Here is a 17,175-nt window from a genome sequence, read left to right as displayed (position 1 = left end):
AGCGCCGCAATACGCCTCTATCCGGAAATCTGTTTTGGAAAACGCTCTATAGGCGGAGATTTGGTGGCAGGTGTGCTTGCCACGCGCTCGGAGACGGGCGGGCTGTCGCCACACCCATCCCACGCCAGGCAAATACCGGTGGTCTCTGTGAGAGTGGAAGCGGGTTTCAAAGATCTTGTCAGATGAGCGGCCCGCCATAGGCTTTGGCCCCCATGAAGCCTGCTCTGCTCGCCCTCTTTCTCACATCGCTCGCCTCTGCCGCTGGTTTTCCGGCGCTTTACAACAGCGATCCGGGCAATGCTGAACCGACGCCACCGCTGGATGCCTTGAAGGGGCTGAAGCTGCCGGAGGGATTCAAGGCGACGCTGTTTGCTGCTGAGCCGGATGTGCAGAACCCGATCGGGCTGGCGTGGGATGCGCGGGGGCGCATGTGGGTGGCGGAAAACTATACGTATGCGGAGCGGGCGAAGAGGTTTGATCTGGGGCTGAAGGACCGGGTGATCATTCTGGAAGACAAGGACTGGGACGGGGTGGCGGAGACGCGCAAGGTTTTCACAGAGGATGTGCAGATGCTGACGAGCGTGGAGGTGGGGCGTGATGGGGTGTGGCTGATGTGTCCGCCGCAGGTCTTGTTTATTCCTGACCGGAACCATGACGACATTCCGGATGGGGAGCCGGAGGTGGTGATGGATGGATTCACGGTGGCGAAGGACAACTATCATAACTTTGCCAATGGGCTGCGGTTTGGGCCGGATGGGTGGCTGTATGGACGCTGCGGGCACTCCTGCCCAGGGATGCTGGGTGTGCCGGGAACGCCGGAGGCGCAACGTGTGCCGATGAAGGGTGGGATCTGGCGCTACCACCCGGAGAAGAAGATCGTGGAGGTGCTGACGCATGGGACGACGAATCCGTGGGGGCATGACTGGGATGCGAACGGGGAGATGTTTTTCATCAACACGGTGACGGGCCACCTGTGGCATCTGATGCATGGCGCGCATCTGATGGATTCGAGCAAGGAGAACCCGTATGTGTATGAGAAGCTGGATACGATCGCGGATCATTATCATTACGACCGGAGCGGGAGCTGGACGGCGTCGCGTGATGGGAAGGCGAACAGCCTGGGGGGCGGGCATGCGCACATTGGGATGATGATTTACCAAGCGGAGCAGTGGCCGGCGGAGTATCGGAACAAGCTTTTCACGCTGAACATGCACGGACGTCGGGCGAATGTGGAACGGCTGGAGCGGAATGGCAGCGGCTATGTGGGCAAGCATGAGCCGGATGTTTTCCTGAGTGATGATCCGTGGTTTCGTGGAATTGAAATCAGCACGGGGCCGGATGGGAGTGGCTTCATTCTGGACTGGAGTGATACGGGGGAATGCCATGACTCGACGGGTGTGCATCGCACAAGCGGACGCATCTTCCGCATCAGCTATGGGGATGTGAAGAAGCCGGAGGTGCCGTTTGCGTGGCGCAAGGCGTGGCCGAAGGCGGATCTGAATGCAGCAGATGAACATGCGCGTGCTTTGGCGATCCGTGAGCTGACGCAGTTCTCGCCGCTGGATGCGATCACGGGGCCGATGGCGCATTCTGTGTATCCAGAGCTGGGCTTTGATGCGGTCAAAATGGCGAAGGATGACAAGTCGGCTTTTGTGCGCCTGACACTGGCTTCAACGCTGCAGCGAATGCCGGTGGGCAAACGTGCGGAACTGGGTGCGGCGCTGCTGGCGCATGCGGAGGACGCGAATGATCCGTTTCTGCCGTACCTGGTGTGGTATGGCATCAGCCCGCTGGCTAAGGATGATCCGCAGGCACTTGTCGCACTGGCGAAAGACTGCAGGTGGCCGAAGACTTTGAGGTGGATGGCGCGGAGTCTAGCCATGCAGCCGGAGGCTTTGAATGCGTTGCTGGCTCAGGCGAAGGCGGAACAAACGGAGTTTATTCTTGAGGGGATGGCGGATGCTTTTCGAGGCATTCGCAAGGCGGGCAAACCTGAGAGCTGGGACCGGTTTGTGGCAATGGCGAGTGCGAGATCGGAACCGGCCAAAGCCGAGACGACGAAGCAGATGGTTCAGGAATTGAGCATTCTTTTTGGGGATGGTCGGGCGCTGGATGATGTGAAGAAGATGGCGCTGGATGAGAAGGCGGATCTGGCGGCGCGGGAGTCGGCGCTGAAGACGCTGATTGAAAACAAGCCGGAGGATCTGCGGGCGATTTGTACGCAGTTGCTGGAAGTGCGGGGACTGAACATCGTCGCGGTGCGGGGGCTTGCGTTGTTCAGTGATCCGGAGATCGGGCAGAAGCTTGCGGCGAGCTATCGGAAATTTGGGACTGCGGAGCGGCCGACGGTGATTGATACGCTGGTGTCGCGGCCTGCTTTTGCGAAGGCGCTGCTGAAGGACATGGCGGCGGGCAAGATCCCCCGGGCTGACTTGAGCGCCTTCCATGCGCGGCAGATCAATGCCTTCAAAGATGAGGCGCTGACGAAGCAACTGGTCGAGGTGTGGGGCGAGCTGCGCGAGTCTGCGGCTGATAAAAAGGAGCTGATCGAAAAGGTGAAGAAGCAGCTGACCCCAGCGACGCTGGCGAAGGCGAATCTGAGCCAGGGGCGCATGCTCTTCACGGCGGTGTGCGGGGCCTGCCACATGATGTATGGGCAGGGTGGGAAGATCGGCCCGGATTTGACCGGATCTGGGCGCGCCAATCTGGACTATCTGCTGGAGAATATCGCGGACCCGAGCGGGGTGGTGAGCGCGGACTTCCGCATGAGCCTGCTGACGCACAAGGACGGACGGGTGCTGAGCGGTGTGGTTACTGAATCTAACCCGCGCACGATCACGCTGCGCACGATGACTGAAACCCTGACGCTGGACCGTGCGGACATCGTGAAACAGGAGACCTCGCCGATGTCGATGATGCCGGAGGGTTTGCTGCTGGCGTTTGGGCCTGAGCAGGTGCGCGACCTGATTGCCTACCTGATGCATCCCGTGCAAGTTTCGCTGCCTAAAGCGCCCTGAGCACCTCCCAAAAAAAGGCACACTGAGGCGGATGCTCTGATGGCGAACCTGGAAAAGAAGCGGCAGGAGGGGAAGTGAGAACCGACCCTTTACCAAATTCATTTTAAACCAATCTTTGTTTGGCAGCGACGCTCTAGGCTGCTGTATTTCCGCAATGTCACAAGGAACCCTTCTCATTACCGGCGGCGCAGGATATATTGGCTCGCACACTGTGCGTCATTTGCTTGAACAAAACGAACGTGTCGTGGTACTCGACAGCCTGGTCTTCGGGCATCGTGAAGCTTTGCCGATGGACCGGGTGAGTTTTGTGGAAGGCGACATGGCCGACGCTGCGCTCATGGAAAAAGTTTTTGCTGAACACAAGCCGGAGGCGGTGCTGCATTTCGCTGCGTTTGCGTATGTGGGGGAGTCCGTGACCGATCCGCTGAAGTACTACCGGAACAATCTTGCGGCACCGCTGACGCTGCTGGAAACGATGCAGCGGCATGGCTGCAAGCGGTTCATCTTTTCCTCCACCTGCGCGACGTATGGCGACCCGGTGCGCATCCCCATTGATGAAACGCATCCGCAGGCGCCGGTGAACCCCTACGGGGCGAGCAAGTGGATGCTGGAACGCGTGCTGCGCGACTGTGGAAACGCGTGGGGGCTGAAGTCTGTCTTCCTGCGATACTTCAATGCGAGCGGCTGCCACCCGAGCGGGGAAATCGGGGAAGATCACAATCCGGAGACGCATTTGATCCCGCGCATTCTGATGGCCGCCACAGGGGAGATCGAGAATATCACGGTATTCGGAACTGACTACGCCACGCCGGATGGAACCTGCATCCGTGATTACATTCATGTGTGTGATCTGGCGTCGGCTCATGCGCTGGCGTTGAGCTATATGCGCAAGGGCGGCGATACGGTGGCGGTGAATCTGGGTACGGGCCGGGGCTTCAGCGTGAAGGAGATCATCACCACGGCGGAAGCGGTCACTGGGAAAAAGATTCCGGTGATCTATGGCGAACGCCGTGCGGGCGATCCGTCAGAGCTCATTGCAGAGCCTAAACTTGCTAAAGAAATTCTTCATTGGGAGGCGGCACATACGGACCCACGAGAACATATTGAGTCTGCCTGGCGATGGATGAATGGAGAACGGCGCGGGCGCTATGCCGTTTGAACAGTATTCGCTTAAGGATGTCATAGTGTAACCCGAGTTGGTTGCCCCTTATTCATGAGAACTTTCGTTCATTGGTTCCTTTGCGTCATCGCGTGTCTTAGCGGTACGCTGCTGCAGGCGGTTGAGCTTATTGGAAAACCGCAGACCAGCGCCACAGCAAGCAGTGCCACCATCCAATGGCGCACGGACGTGGACTGTGGTACGCGGCTGCAGTATGGGGTGAACCTTGCGACGCTGGACCGCAAGGCTGAAGGTTCGGTGACAAGTGAGCATACCATCCAGTTGGAGGCGCTGGCACCGGCTACGACGTATTACTTCAGTGTGGGCAGTGCGCGCACGAAGCTGGCAACGGGCAGCTTTACCACTGCGGGGGCAGGTGCTGCGGCACCGCAGCCATCACTGCTACGGCGTGTGCTGAATGTGATCACGCCGGATAAAAAAGCGGAGCCTGCCCCAGCCCTCACACAAGCCCCCCCTACACGCCAGACCTGGGGCCATCTCGGCTCGCTGCAGGACCACTTTGAGCGCCATGGTCGTGATTTTTCCAGCAAGTCGCCGGATGATTATGCTGCGCAGGCCTGGCGCTTCCTCCAGCGAGCTCGTGCGGAAAATTTGCCTATGAAGCTGGATGATACGGACAAAACACTGCGCGTCTTCGATTCTAGTACGCAAGCCTTTGCCGCCTACAACGGCGCGGGCCTAACCAAGACGTTTTTTAAACCGGACAATCCGACCTACTGGCAGCGCCAGCCGGGTCGCGTGGTGAAAGCTGCTGATCTTCGATTCTCCTCCCGCTGAGAATGCCCCATAAACCTTCCAACCAAACAACCATGAAAATAACCCCCAATTTCTGCTCTGTATGCGGCTATGACAAGCTCGCAGAGCCGCCGCGCAACCGCACTGGCGGTGCGTCCTTGGAAATCTGCCCTTGCTGCGGATTCCAATTTGGCGTGACCGACGATGACAAAGGCGTCAGCATCGATGATTACCGCCAGCAATGGATCGCCGATGGCATGCCGTGGACTAGCACCGGAAAGAAGGCCCCGAAGGGCTGGAACCCGCAGACGCAGCTCGGTTCGCTGGCGCTGCGTGCCACGCTCAGCCGTGTGAAGGGCCGCCCGCCACGGATGACGTTTGGCACACCGCTGCTGGCGTAACAAACCTTATGCAGCGCCTTTGAGCAGGCTGAGGGCGTGAACGCGTGCGCTTTCGGCGCTGCCGCCGAGCATGCGTGCGAGTTCATCGACGCGCTGCTCGGCGCTCACTTCCTGAATCTGTGAGCGGGTGGTGTTGCCGGTGATTTCCTTGGTCACGACAAAGTGGCTTTTGGCCATAGAGGCGACCTGGGGGAAGTGGGTGATGGCGATGACCTGATGCGTCGCGCCCAGTGCGGCCATCTTGCGGCCGACGGCTTCGGCGATATTGCCACCGACGTTGGCGTCGATTTCGTCGAAGACGAGGAGAGGGACAGCGTCTTGTTTGGCGAGTGCGCTTTTGACGGCGAGAAGGACGCGGGACATTTCACCGCTGGAGGCGGTGAGGCGGAGCGGCTTGGAGGGCTCGCCGGGATTGGGGGCGAAGTGGAAATCGACTTCTTCGAGGCCGTTGCGTTCAGGTGATAGAAGGACTGCGAGCTGGGCTTCGAAGACGCTGCGTTTGAAGCCGAGATCGAGAAGATGGGAGGCGACTTCTTTGGCGAGCTTGGGGGCGGCGTCGGCGCGCTTTTTGGAGATTTGTTTGCCTGTTTTTTGCACGTCGGCTTCGCGATCTTTGACGAGCTTTTGCAGCTTGGTGATTTCTTCGCCGCGATTTTCCATCTTGGCGAGTTTGCGCTCGGTTTCAGCGAGGAACTCAAGGATCTCGGCGATGGTGCGACCGTATTTACGCTTGAGGGTCTGGATGGTGTGGATGCGGCTTTCGAGCTTGTCGAGTTCGGCGGCGTCAATTTCCAGATCATCCGCGTAGTCCTGCACGCTGCTTTCGAGCTCGGTGAGTTCGATTTGGGCTGACTTGAAGCCCTCGAACATCGCAGCTGTGGCGGGGTCTATTTTTTCGAGTTCGTGGATGCTGCGGCTGAGCTCGCGCAGGCCGTCGATGACACTGCCTTCGCCTTCGCTGAGGCGGCCGGTGATACTGCCGCAGAGCTCGGCGAGGCGGGCGCCGTTGGCGGCGATGCGGTGGCGGGATTCGATCTCCTCTTCCTCACCGGGTTTCAAGTTTGCGGCGGCGATTTCGGTCGCCTGGAACTTGAGCATGTCGATCTGCTGGCTGCTGGCGCGCTCGGAGTTTTCGAGTTCGTCGAGTTCTGTGGCAGCGGAACGCCAGAGCTTCCAGGAGTCCTGGTATTTGCCGAGGGGTTCTTCAACGCCGGCGTACTTGTCGAGCATTTCGAGCTGGCGATCCTTTGAATTGAGCGACTGATGATCGTGCGGGCCGTGCAGGTCGACGAGAAACTCGCCGAGGCTTTTGAGGACTTGGATCGTGACGGGAGAGCAGTTCACGAACTGCTTGTTGGCACCGCTGGTGCTGATGGTGCGTTTGATGAGGAGTTCGCCATCCTGACAGGGGTCCAGACCGGCTTCTTCCAGGACGGAGTCAATTGCGCGGGTGTCTTTCAGGTGGAAACCGGCCTCGACGGTGCAGGCTTCCTGGCCGTTGCGGATGAGGCCGCGGTCCGCTCTTTCGCCGAGGATGAGCTTCAAAGCGCCGACGATGATGGACTTTCCGGCACCGGTTTCTCCTGTCACGCCGATCAGGCCAGCGGCCAGCTCCCAGGTCACGTCTTCAACGAGGGCCAGATTGCGGATTTTGAGAAAAGAAAGCATGGGGGTAGAATGGTGGGCAAATGAACATGTAGCGTCCTTGCTGCATTTCAACCACCAGGAGACAGACATGCGGTCGAAAATTTTGTCACTTTGCCAGATCGAAGGCGGGACGCCTCGATCCGGTGACAGGCCGGAGGCCTATCCTCCGCGGGGGGATCTTCCACTCCATGCTTTGAATGCACGCGAAAAATGTGCGGCGGATTTGTAACCGAGCTCGGCGGCGACGCCTTTAACGAGTGCGTCGGGCTGGCGGAGTTTGATGGCGGCCTGCGAGAGCTTGAGGCGGGTGAGGCATGCCAAGGGTGTTTCGGTGTCGTAGCGCTGAAAGAGGCGGGTGAAGTAGGCGGCGGAGACGAAGCAGGCTTTGGCAGCCTGCTCGATGCTGCTGAGTACGGGATAATTGCGCAGGAGGTGGCCGCGGCAGCGCAGGTAGGTAGCGTAGGCGGGGTCCATCTTGGTAGTGGCCGGCTGGCGGGAGTCCGCGCAGAGGACCAAGGCGTGCTCCAAGGCGGAGCACGCTGCCCGGAGGCCGAAGCGGCCGCCGCGCAGGGCGTGGTCGATCACTTCTTCCAGCAGGGAGACGACGCGGGAGGCGTCTGCGACGCGCAGGACGCTGCCGGGGGCGAGATCAAGATCGTTCATCAGCTTCACCGCGCGTGGACCGGTGAGATTGAAGAAGTATTTTACCATGGGCTCCTCGGCGGAGCTGCGAATGATCTGCGGTGTGGTGGAGTCGAAGACGAAGGCGTGCCCGGGTTCGATTTCGTGGGTCTGATCTGCGAGCGTGACGCTGCCATGGCCCTTGGAGACGAATTCGAAGGCCAGGAAAGGGAATTTTTGACGGTCCACAACGAAATCAGGGGCGCACCACTCGCAGCCGCCGCCGACGAGGCAGAGGGTCATGGCATCGCGCTGACGCTCCTCCCATTCTGGGAGGAAGAAGCGGCGGGTGCGTACGACTTGCGTGGAAAAGTAGTCAGCCTGGTCGGTGGCGGGCATGGTGTGGTGAAAGGTTCAACGGATTCCAGCCGAGTGAATCTTGCGGCAAAGGGTCAAGAATCGTCATTTCACCGGCAAACATTCGCCGCACTGGCGGGTTGCTATTGGGGCACCTTCCAAGTCAGTTGTGGGGCATGTCCCAACCACTCTCTGGCATCATTCCGCCACTCGTCACCCCTTTGCGTGATCGCGATTTGCTTGATTCCGAGGGTTTGGAGAGACTGATCGAGCATCTCATTGGAGGTGGGGTATCGGGACTGTTTATTTTGGGCACCACCGGCGAAGGCCCGAGTCTGAGCTATCGGCTGCGGCGTGAGTTGATTGAGCGCACATGCAAGCAGACGGCTGGTCGGGTACCGGTGCTGGTGGGAATTACTGATACGTCGTTCACTGAGAGCGTGAATCTGGCGAGGCATAGCGCGGAGGCGGGTGCGACGCATGTGGTGACGGCACCGCCGTATTACTTCCCTGCGGCACCGCCGGAGCTGCAGGAGTATATTCAGGATCTCGTGGCTGAGATGCCGCTGCCGATGTTTTTGTACAACATGCCGGGGCTGACGAAGGTGAGCTTTGAGATTGATCTGGTGCGCCGTGCGCTGGACATGCCAGGCATCTGCGGAGTGAAGGACAGCTCGTGTGACATGATCTACTTTCACCGCTTGATGGAGGTGGCGAAGCAGCGGGCGGACTGGAGCGTGCTGGTGGGACCTGAAGAGCTGACGGCGGAGGCCGTGCTGCTGGGCGGTCATGGCGGCATCAATGGAGGTGCCAATCTGCATCCAAAGCTGTACGTGGAGATGTATCAGGCGGCAGCGGCGCAGGACCTGCAGCGCACGCGGGAACTGCATGCGAAGGTGATGCAGCTTGCGGGGAGTATTTATACCGTGGGCCGGCATAAGTCGGCGATCATCAAGGGCCTCAAGTGCGGGCTTTCATTGATGGGCATTTGTGACGATCAGATGGCGGAGCCGTTTCATCGCTTTCGGGAGCCGGAGAGGGCGGTTATTCGTGAAAGACTGGTGAGCCTTGGGTTGATTAAGAACTGAAATTTTAACCACGGAATACACGAAAATCGAACGCGTCGTCTTTTGAATTTAACTGCAAACTTTTATGAAAAAACTATCCCTCATCCTTCTATGTATTCCGTGGTTGTCACATGCTGATCCTGCCGTTCTAAAAACGGAATATATCTACGACACTGGGCCTTACCCATCCATTCATGCGACGACGATTGTGGAGACGCCGACGGGGATGGTTTCTGCGTGGTTTGGGGGCACGGCGGAGAGGAATCCGGATGTGTGCATCTGGGTGTCGCGACTGGTGGATGGGAAGTGGACGGAGAGTGTGGAGACTGCGAACGGGGTGCAGCCTGATGGCACGCGGCATCCGACTTGGAATCCGGTGCTGTTTCAGCCGCGTGAAGCGCCACTGATGTTGTTTTACAAGGTGGGGCCTTCGCCGAGCACGTGGTGGGGTGAGCTCAAAACTTCCACCGACGGTGGCAAGACTTGGTCGGCTGCGCGCAAACTGCCTGAGGGTATCTTTGGCCCCATTAAGAACAAGCCGGTGCAACTGGCCAATGGGGACATCCTCTGCCCTACGAGCAACGAGACTGACACGAAGCCGAGCGAGTGGGCCATTTACTTTGAGCGGTCCAGTGATCTCGGCAAAACTTGGGAGCGTACGAAGCTGCTGCATGATGGGCTGAAGGTGAGCGCGATTCAGCCTAGCATTCTCTTCCTCGGTGGTGACAAACTGCAAGCGGTGGGGCGCACGCGGCAGGGCAAAGTTTTCCAGATTACCTCTGCAGATACGGGGCGCACATGGGGTGAGATTTCGCTGACGGAGCTGCCGAATCCGAACTCGGGGACGGATGCGGTGACGCTGAAGGATGGCCGTCATCTGCTGATTTATAATCACACGGCCAAAGGGCGTAGCCCGCTGAATCTGGCGGTCAGCAAGGATGGCAAGGTGTGGGAGGCGGCGCTCGTCCTGGAAGATGAGCCGAAGAAGGAGTTCAGCTATCCGGCGATCATTCAAACGAGTGATGGTCTTGTTCATATCACTTACACGTGGAAGCGCCTGAAGGTGAAGCATGTGGTTGTGGATCCCACCAAGCTGACGCTGAAACCCATCGTGGACGGCACGTGGCCGCAATGACTTTGATTTGATGGCCAAATGAAGCCATTCATGGTCCGCATGATTCAACGCTCCCTCCTTCTCTTCGCGCTCGCCTCGGTTATTTCGATCCCATCTTTTGCAGCTGATGCCGGGCTTGGTGCTCAGATCGACAAGGCATGGGAGGTGACGTGGGGGCGTTTTTATCTGCCGCAGGTGCGGACGTTTGGTGATTACCTGAGCAGCTACGAAAAGGGCAAGGAGCAGGAGCATTTGCCGACGGCGGAGGAGGTGAAGCGGCAGTATCCGAATCCGTGTGGCTACAGCACGGGGATGGAGGACGGGGCGATTCTGGGTGGGGCCATGCTGAGTGTTTTGTGTGACCGGTTTGCGGTGACTGGCGAGGAGACGCTGCGTGCGCAAGCGGCGAGTGTGTTCGCGGGATTGAAGCTCTGCGCGACGGTGCATGGGGTGCGCGGCTTTGTGGCGCGCAATGTTTGCCGGGAAGATGGCAAGAGTGTTTACATCAATTCCTCGCGCGATCAGGTGACGCACTTTGCGCATGGTTTGTGGCAGTATTATCGGAGTCCGCTGGCGGATGAGGCGACGAAGCAGCAAATCCGTGAAGTGCTTGCGGATGTGGCTGAGAGGATGATCGCTTTTGTGACGCCGGAGAATGATTTTGATTTTTGCCGCGCGGATGGTCAGCGCTGCCCGCTGGGCATCTGCCGCATGTGGAATGTGCAGGCGCATGAGGCGGCACGGCTGCCGATGATTTACGCGGCGGCGTGGGATGTGACGCGTGATGAGCGCTACCGTGCGCAATGGCAGCGCTATGCGGCGGAGGCCATTGAGCAATCGGCGAATCCCGACGGGAACAAGCCTGCGTATGCGCTGCTGCAAATGCAGTGCTCGCTGGAAGTGCTGCATGAACTGGAGCTTGATGCTGAGGTGAAGGCGGTGATTCACACACGCATGACGCATGTGCGTGATCTCGCGGCGAAGCGTTTCAAGTGGGTGCTGGCACAGCTGGCGAAGAAGAGTGCGGAAGAGATGCAGATGCTCGGGCCTGACTGGCGGGACGTTTCGATATGGAAGAATCAGAAGGGCTACCTCAACCCGCAGTGGGGGCCGTATCGGGAGATCTGGCATCTGACGCGTGAGGCGGGTGAGTCGGCACTGGTTCTCTTGATGATCGATCCGGCGGCGGTCTCTGCCGCTCAGCAGAGTGCTTTGGCTGAACTGATCCGGCGTTTTGATTACACGCACAACTCCAGCTGCGGCGTCATTTACCATCTGGCGGCTTATTGGAAAGCGCGTCGCAATCATCTACTTGATCCTTGAAGCTCATCTCTATGAAATCTGCCCATCTATTTTTTGCCTGTCTGTTTGTGCAGCAGGTTGCTTGCGCTGAGACACCTGCACCACCAGCCACGCAGATCTGTCAGACGACGCAGTTGATCGCTGCTGAGAAGTTTGACAGACCGGAGTCTTTTGCGAAGGAGCGGCAGCCTGGGATGAATGGCTGGCGTGCAGGCATCGGCATATGGAGCATTGTGGATGGCGCGGGTTATGCGAAGCAGGAAGCGCCGAGCAAGAATCGCCCGAATGGCCATGAGGCGGTGTGCGAGCACCTGGTGGGTCTTGGCGACTATGTGCTGACGGGGGAGTTTAAACTGGGTGCTTCTCCGCAGATTGGATTTGTCTGCCGCGACACGAATCAACCGAATCATCATCAAGGACGTGTCGTGATTACACCCACTGCCATCTGGATTCAGAAGATGAGTGGCATCGCCAAGGAGACGCGACGTGAGGAATTGAAGAAGATTGAAGTGAAGCTCGATCCCGCAGCGTGGCATCATTTCACCATCGAAGTGTGCGGTGACCGCTGGTTCGCACGCATTGACGATCATACTCTGGAGGCCACGCATGAGCGATTTAAAGACCGCAAGGGGCGCATCGGCATGGTGGCGCGTGGTGAAGGCGCGCAGTTCCGCAATCTCAGCCTCTGGAGTGCGCAGCCGAAATCATAACCCCAATCAAAAGACCGGGCGAATCCCGGTTTGATGACTTTGGAGGGAATGAACGCGGAGGTCCCTGCGTTTCACCCCCCCCTTGGTTTTTCTTCAATCTCCCCATGACGTCCATCTCAATCCTTCGCCGCACTTTTCTGGCAGCATCTCTCGCTTTTAGCACATGCCTTTCCGCAGAGGACTGGGGTGCCTATGTCATCACACCTGTGAGTGCTCCGGCGATGGTGCTGGAGGCTGTGGATGCGGGAACTGCGGAGGGGACGCGGGTGTCGATTGGTAATCCGGTGGGCGCGCCGAAGCAGAAGTGGATGATCGTGCCGAAGGGTGATGGGTTTTATGCCATCAAACCGTCCTATAGCACGACGCTGACTCTGGCTGTGGCCGAAGGCGGGGTGAAGAATGGGACGAACATCGTACTGGAAACGGACAGCGGCAAGCCGTGGCAGATGTGGAAGATTCAGAAGAATGAGGCTGGTTCTTATTCTCTCATTCCCCGGCATGCGCCGACGCAGGGGATGGATGATCTGGGGGGCAAGCAGGAGGCGGGGGCCAAGATTGATCTGTGGAAGATCAACCCGAATGACCAGCATCTGCAATGGCAGATCAAGCCGCTGGCTGGCAGCGCGATTGCTGGTGCGGTGGCGGAGGCTGCAGCGCCTACGTATGAGGCACCGGTGATCAAACCGGAGGACATTCTGCCGGGTGCGATCAAGCAGACGCAGTTTAACCAGAGCAAGGTGTTTCCGGGCACTGTGCGGGATGTGACGGTGTTTATTCCGGCGCAGTATGATGGGAGCAAGCCTGCGTGTGTGTATGTGAAAACGGATGGCTACAACGCACGGGAGAAGGCTTTCATGGAGACGCTGATCGCGACGAAGGAGATGCCGGTGACTATTGGCGTATTTGTGAAGCCGGGTACGCTGCCTGCGCCAATGAAGGGCACGATGGACCGGCGGAATCGAGACCTGGAGTATGATGGGGTGGGCGATGAGAATGTGCGTTTCCTCAATGATGAGCTGCTGCCGTTTGTGGCGAAGGAGTTTGATTTGAAGCTCTCACCGGATGGCAATGACCGGTGTATCTCGGGTGGGAGCAGCGGGGGCATTGCGGCTTTCACGGCTGCGTGGCATCGACCGGAGGCTTTCAGCCGTGTGTATGCGGCGAGCGGGAGCTGGGTGGCGTTTCGTGGCGGACATGAGTTTCCGACGATGGTGCGCAAATTTGAAGCGAAGCCGATCCGTGCGTATCTAACGACGGCGACGCATGACATGGAGAACTGCGCAGGGGACTGGTACCTGACCGACCAAGAGATGGACAAGGCACTGAAGTTTTCGGGCTATGACTATCAGTTTCGCAGCATCGAGGGGCGCCATGTGGCGGGCTATGCCGAGAACTATCTGGAGGCGATGGCGTTTTTGTGGAAGGGCTGGCCTGAGCGAGTGAAGGCTGGAGCGAGTGCTCCGCGTGCGCAGGACGTGATCATTCCCGGTGAAGGCTGGGAGCTGCTGGCGGAGGGCTTCAAAAGTACGCGCGGGCCTTCATGCAATGCGAACGGGGAGGTGTTCTTTGCGGATACGTCGAACAATAAGATCCACCGCATTGAGCTTGATGGGAAGGTCAGTGAGTTCGCGACGGGCAATGCTCACTGCGTGACGGTGGGAGCTGATGGCAAGGTTTACACGATCTCTGAGAAGTCGGGCAAGCTGATGAGCTATGACGCGGCGGGGGCTGGGAGTGTGGTGATGGAGGGCATTCTTGGGCACTCGATTTTAGCGATGCCGACGGGGGCGCTGTATATGACGACGAATGGGGACAAGCCGAGGGAGGAAGGCACGGTGTGGCTGATCAAGGATGGTAAGAAGACGCAGGTGGACAGGGGCATTAAGTTTGCCACGGGGATGGCTTATCGACCGGATCAATGGCTGCTGACCGTTGCGGAAGGGCACTCGAAGTGGGCTTACAGTTTTCAGATTAACGAAGATGGTACGCTGCAGAACAAGGAGCGCTTTTTCCATCTGTATGTGGCGGATTGGGAGGATGATGCGGGGCCGGAGTGCGTGTGCTATTCGATTGAGGGGCGTCAATTTATTGCGACGAAGAGCGGGGTGCAGATCAGCGCTGATGATGGCCCGACGCAGATCATTTTGCCGGTGCCGGATCGAAGCCGCGTGACGGCGGTGGCGATCGGCGGGAAGGACAAGGACATGCTGTATGCCTTTTGCGGGAACAAGATCTGGAAGCGGAAGATCTTGCAGCATGCGATGGGTGCATGGAGTCCGTGGACGAAGATGACGGGGAGCAAGCTGTAGTTGAATTTCTAATCCAAGACCATCGAAGCCGGCATGAAGAGTGGGAATATAATCATGACACGAACTCTCGCGCTAAGCCTGGCGCTGCTGACGACTCTGCAAGCTGCCGAGCCCATCACCAATTCCATCGGCATGAAACTGGTGCGCATTGAGCCGGGTTCGTTTACGATGGGGCAGGATGGACCGGCGGCGGACTACAAGATGACGAGGCATCCGGCGAAGTTTGATGATGCGGACTGGGATGAGAAGCCTGCGCATCGGGTGACGATCACGCAGGCGTTTCATGTGGCGGTCACGGAAGTGACGGTGGGGCAGTATCGGCAATATGATGCGGATTTTCGACTGAAGACACCGGATGATGAGGCGGTGAATGCGGTGACGTGGGAGCAGGCGGTGAAATTTTGTGAATGGCTGTCGAAGAAGGAGGGCAAGACGTACCGGCTGCCGACGGAGGCTGAGTGGGAGTATGCGTGTCGTGCGGGAACGACGACGCTGTTTCATACGGGGGACGCTTTGCCGGATGGCTTCCAGCCGTGGTGGAGTGACACCGGCTATGCGGGACGATACTTCACAGACGCGTGGCCGCAGGTCTATCGCAAGGGAGGCAAGGCCGGGCTGCGTGTGTCGCAGACTGCGGCCAATGCGTGGGGGCTGCATGACATGCATGGGAATGTTTCTGAGTGGTGTCTGGACTGGTATGGGCCGTATGAAGCCGCAGAGCAGACTGATGCGATGGGGAGGAGTGCGGGGGAATTTCGCGTGATACGTGGAGGACATCACTCCAGCTTTGCGCGCTTTTTGCGCTCTGCGAATCGTGAGGCGTGGCTACCGCAGACGCGGAGCAACCGGGTGGGATTTCGTGTGGTGATGGGGGAGCTGCCCACTGGGAAGATGGTGCCTCCCGCAGCGCCGCCTTTGAATGTGCAGAATGTGAAGCAGGGGGTGATGAAGATTGATGCCGGCCGCAGGATGTGCCGGTGTTTATTGCGCCGAAGCCGTTTGTGAAGATCGCGAAAAATTCGTTTGGGCCGCTGTTTTCCACGCACAATCACAGTCCGGGGATCACTGAATGCCCGAATGGGGATCTGCTGGCGGTGTGGTATTCCTGTGTGGATGAAGGGGGTGCGGAGCTATGCAATGTGGCGAGCCGTCTGCGGCATGGCGCGACGGAGTGGGAGCCGGCTTCGCCGTTCTGGGATGGGGCGGATGTGAATGATCATGGGCCGAAGATTTGGTGGGATGGTAAATCAACTTTGTATCACCTTGTGCGTGGGCGTGATGAGAACCTCATGCGCAAGTCCACCGACAACGGGGTGACGTGGAGCAAGGCTCTCGTGATGCAGCCGGTGGGCGAGTTTGGTAATCAGCCAATTCGTCTCGCTGATGGCACTATCGTCATCACGAATGACTCGCGGCAGTGCAGCCTGGTCTTCAGCCATGATGAGGGGAAGACGTGGGGCTTTAATGATGTGAAGCAACGTGCGAGTGATTTTCGGCCTGGTGGCACGGGGTTTCGATACCCGGGGATTCATGCGCCGATTCTGCAACTGGCGGACGGGCGAATCATGGCCTTCAGCCGCAATGACAAGCCTGAGGATCAGGCGAAGTTTGATCTGAAAACGCCGGTGAGCTACAGCGGTGATCTGGGGAAGACGTGGAGTTATGAAGCTAGTGAGTTTCCTGCGATCAGCAGTGTGCAGCGCGCGGCGATGATACGACTGAGCGGAGGTGGTATTTTGGTCTGCAGTTTTACCGATCAATGGAGCGACTGGAAAAACAGGAAGGGCATGAAGTTTAAGTCGAAGAGCGGGGAGTTTACTGGCTACGGGATGTTTGCGGCAGTGTCGTTTGATGAAGGGAAGACGTGGCCGGTGCGGAAGCTCATCACGGCCGGAGGCAAGGAGCACTCCATTAATATGATTGACCGTGTCATGTGTGTGATCAGTGACACGATGGCGGAGCCTTGCGGCTACCTTTCAGCCACGCAGACGCGGGACGGGAACATCCAGCTCGTCACGAGCAAGAACCACTACGTCTTTAATCTGGCGTGGCTGAAGGCACTGCCGGATGTACCATAAGACTGGCAATTGAAGCCGGGCATATCAAACTGAGGGGCCTTACCATGAGCCACGCCGACCTCCCCCCGCTGCTGAAGCAAACCTTTGGCTACGATACTTTCCGCCCGCTGCAGCGGGAGATCATGGACGCTACGCTGGCGGGGCGGGATGTGGTGGCGATCCTGCCGACGGGTGCGGGGAAGTCGCTGTGCTTTCAGCTTCCGGCACTGGCGCGTGAGGGGATCACGCTGGTGATTTCTCCGCTGATCGCGCTGATGAAAGACCAAGTGGATGCGCTGGTGGCGAGCGGTGTGGCGGCGACGTTTATCAATTCCTCCATCCAGGGCAGCGAGGCGCAGAGGAGGCGGTCGGGACTGGAAGAGGGACATTACAAGCTGCTGTATGCGGCGCCGGAGCGCGTGATGCTGCCGGACTTCGTCAGCGATCTGCAACGCTGGAACGTGACCGCCATTGCGGTGGATGAAGCGCACTGCATCAGCCAGTGGGGGCATGATTTCCGCCCGGAGTATCGCGCGCTGGGGCAACTGCGCGACAAGCTGCCGGGGGTGCCGTTTTTAGCACTCACCGCGACTGCGACTGAGCAGGTGCGCGAAGACATCATCCGCCAGCTGCATCTGCATGAGCCGGAGTTTTTCCT

At 58.7% G+C, this 17,175-nt stretch carries 14 protein-coding genes; 12 read left to right on the top strand and 2 right to left on the bottom strand.

What is annotated here, in order from left to right; translation table 11 throughout:
* Positions 1 to 212 precede the first annotated feature (212 nt).
* The 4 genes from PSV43_RS20850 to PSV43_RS20835 all read left to right on the top strand — a co-directional run bounded on the left by PSV43_RS20850 (position 213) and on the right by PSV43_RS20835 (position 5,333).
* Positions 213 to 3,017 carry a PVC-type heme-binding CxxCH protein gene (locus PSV43_RS20850; protein WP_300202164.1) on the top strand — a complete coding sequence of 935 codons (2,805 nt, stop codon included), beginning with the start codon at positions 213 to 215 and terminating at the stop codon, positions 3,015 to 3,017.
* A 154-nt stretch (positions 3,018 to 3,171) separates the two neighbouring features.
* Complete coding sequence (gene galE / locus PSV43_RS20845; RefSeq protein WP_300202162.1) at positions 3,172 to 4,176, top strand: UDP-glucose 4-epimerase GalE; 1,005 nt, start codon at positions 3,172 to 3,174, stop codon at positions 4,174 to 4,176.
* Positions 4,177 to 4,230: 54 nt separating this feature from the next.
* The gene (locus tag PSV43_RS20840; protein WP_300202160.1) at positions 4,231 to 4,974 is read left to right on the top strand and encodes a fibronectin type III domain-containing protein; all 744 of its coding nucleotides are present in this window, start codon (positions 4,231 to 4,233) and stop codon (positions 4,972 to 4,974) included.
* 32 nt (positions 4,975 to 5,006) lie between these two features.
* A complete protein-coding gene (locus PSV43_RS20835; RefSeq protein WP_300202157.1) occupies positions 5,007 to 5,333 on the top strand; it encodes a hypothetical protein in 327 nt (108 codons plus the stop codon).
* A 6-nt stretch (positions 5,334 to 5,339) separates the two neighbouring features.
* On the opposite strand, the gene recN is transcribed toward PSV43_RS20835, so the two are convergent.
* Positions 5,340 to 7,001 carry a DNA repair protein RecN gene (gene recN / locus PSV43_RS20830; protein ID WP_300202155.1) on the bottom strand — a complete coding sequence of 554 codons (1,662 nt, stop codon included), beginning with the start codon at positions 6,999 to 7,001 and terminating at the stop codon, positions 5,340 to 5,342.
* Between the two features lie 138 nt (positions 7,002 to 7,139).
* Positions 7,140 to 8,000: an AraC family transcriptional regulator gene (locus PSV43_RS20825; protein ID WP_300202152.1), complete on the bottom strand. Its 861-nt coding sequence runs from the start codon at positions 7,998 to 8,000 to the stop codon at positions 7,140 to 7,142.
* Positions 8,001 to 8,134: 134 nt separating this feature from the next.
* Here PSV43_RS20825 and PSV43_RS20820 point away from each other — a divergent pair, with 134 nt between their 5' ends.
* From PSV43_RS20820 to PSV43_RS20785, 8 genes are all read left to right on the top strand, one after another.
* A complete protein-coding gene (locus PSV43_RS20820; RefSeq protein ID WP_300202149.1) occupies positions 8,135 to 9,046 on the top strand; it encodes a dihydrodipicolinate synthase family protein in 912 nt (303 codons plus the stop codon).
* Positions 9,047 to 9,110: 64 nt separating this feature from the next.
* Positions 9,111 to 10,160, top strand: coding sequence for a sialidase family protein (locus tag PSV43_RS20815; protein ID WP_300202146.1), 1,050 nt, complete (start codon positions 9,111 to 9,113; stop codon positions 10,158 to 10,160).
* Between the two features lie 39 nt (positions 10,161 to 10,199).
* Positions 10,200 to 11,462: a hypothetical protein gene (locus PSV43_RS20810; protein WP_300202143.1), complete on the top strand. Its 1,263-nt coding sequence runs from the start codon at positions 10,200 to 10,202 to the stop codon at positions 11,460 to 11,462.
* 11 nt (positions 11,463 to 11,473) lie between these two features.
* Positions 11,474 to 12,151 (top strand): hypothetical protein, encoded by a 678-nt coding sequence (locus PSV43_RS20805; RefSeq protein ID WP_300202140.1) that lies wholly within the window; start codon positions 11,474 to 11,476, stop codon positions 12,149 to 12,151.
* Between the two features lie 104 nt (positions 12,152 to 12,255).
* A complete protein-coding gene (locus tag PSV43_RS20800) occupies positions 12,256 to 14,460 on the top strand; it encodes an RICIN domain-containing protein (RefSeq protein WP_300202137.1) in 2,205 nt (734 codons plus the stop codon).
* A 54-nt stretch (positions 14,461 to 14,514) separates the two neighbouring features.
* Positions 14,515 to 15,465 (top strand): formylglycine-generating enzyme family protein, encoded by a 951-nt coding sequence (locus PSV43_RS20795; protein ID WP_300202134.1) that lies wholly within the window; start codon positions 14,515 to 14,517, stop codon positions 15,463 to 15,465.
* Complete coding sequence (locus tag PSV43_RS20790) at positions 15,432 to 16,538, top strand: sialidase family protein (protein WP_300202132.1); 1,107 nt, start codon at positions 15,432 to 15,434, stop codon at positions 16,536 to 16,538. Before PSV43_RS20795 ends, PSV43_RS20790 begins: the two co-directional genes overlap by 34 nt.
* 44 nt (positions 16,539 to 16,582) lie before the next feature.
* Positions 16,583 to 17,175: RecQ family ATP-dependent DNA helicase (locus PSV43_RS20785; protein ID WP_300202129.1), on the top strand; the 593-nt coding region annotated here is incomplete at its 3' end.

Origin of the sequence: Prosthecobacter sp. (genome assembly GCF_029946185.1) — a bacterium.
Lineage (GTDB): Bacteria > Verrucomicrobiota > Verrucomicrobiia > Verrucomicrobiales > Verrucomicrobiaceae > Prosthecobacter.
The sequence above is the reverse complement of the archived record's forward strand: the minus strand, read 5'-3'. Positions and strand labels throughout refer to the sequence as shown.

What these genes read in the sequence shown, in the direction of transcription:
- PSV43_RS20850 (WP_300202164.1), top strand. Translation starts at nt 213, where the DNA reads ATGAAGCCTGCTCTGCTCGCCCTCTTTCTCACATCGCTCGCCTCTGCC.
- galE (WP_300202162.1), top strand. Translation starts at nt 3,172, where the DNA reads ATGTCACAAGGAACCCTTCTCATTACCGGCGGCGCAGGATATATTGGC.
- PSV43_RS20840 (WP_300202160.1), top strand. Translation starts at nt 4,231, where the DNA reads ATGAGAACTTTCGTTCATTGGTTCCTTTGCGTCATCGCGTGTCTTAGC.
- PSV43_RS20835 (WP_300202157.1), top strand. Translation starts at nt 5,007, where the DNA reads ATGAAAATAACCCCCAATTTCTGCTCTGTATGCGGCTATGACAAGCTC.
- recN (WP_300202155.1), bottom strand. Translation starts at nt 7,001, where the DNA reads ATGCTTTCTTTTCTCAAAATCCGCAATCTGGCCCTCGTTGAAGACGTG.
- PSV43_RS20825 (WP_300202152.1), bottom strand. Translation starts at nt 8,000, where the DNA reads ATGCCCGCCACCGACCAGGCTGACTACTTTTCCACGCAAGTCGTACGC.
- PSV43_RS20820 (WP_300202149.1), top strand. Translation starts at nt 8,135, where the DNA reads ATGTCCCAACCACTCTCTGGCATCATTCCGCCACTCGTCACCCCTTTG.
- PSV43_RS20815 (WP_300202146.1), top strand. Translation starts at nt 9,111, where the DNA reads ATGAAAAAACTATCCCTCATCCTTCTATGTATTCCGTGGTTGTCACAT.
- PSV43_RS20810 (WP_300202143.1), top strand. Translation starts at nt 10,200, where the DNA reads ATGATTCAACGCTCCCTCCTTCTCTTCGCGCTCGCCTCGGTTATTTCG.
- PSV43_RS20805 (WP_300202140.1), top strand. Translation starts at nt 11,474, where the DNA reads ATGAAATCTGCCCATCTATTTTTTGCCTGTCTGTTTGTGCAGCAGGTT.
- PSV43_RS20800 (WP_300202137.1), top strand. Translation starts at nt 12,256, where the DNA reads ATGACGTCCATCTCAATCCTTCGCCGCACTTTTCTGGCAGCATCTCTC.
- PSV43_RS20795 (WP_300202134.1), top strand. Translation starts at nt 14,515, where the DNA reads ATGACACGAACTCTCGCGCTAAGCCTGGCGCTGCTGACGACTCTGCAA.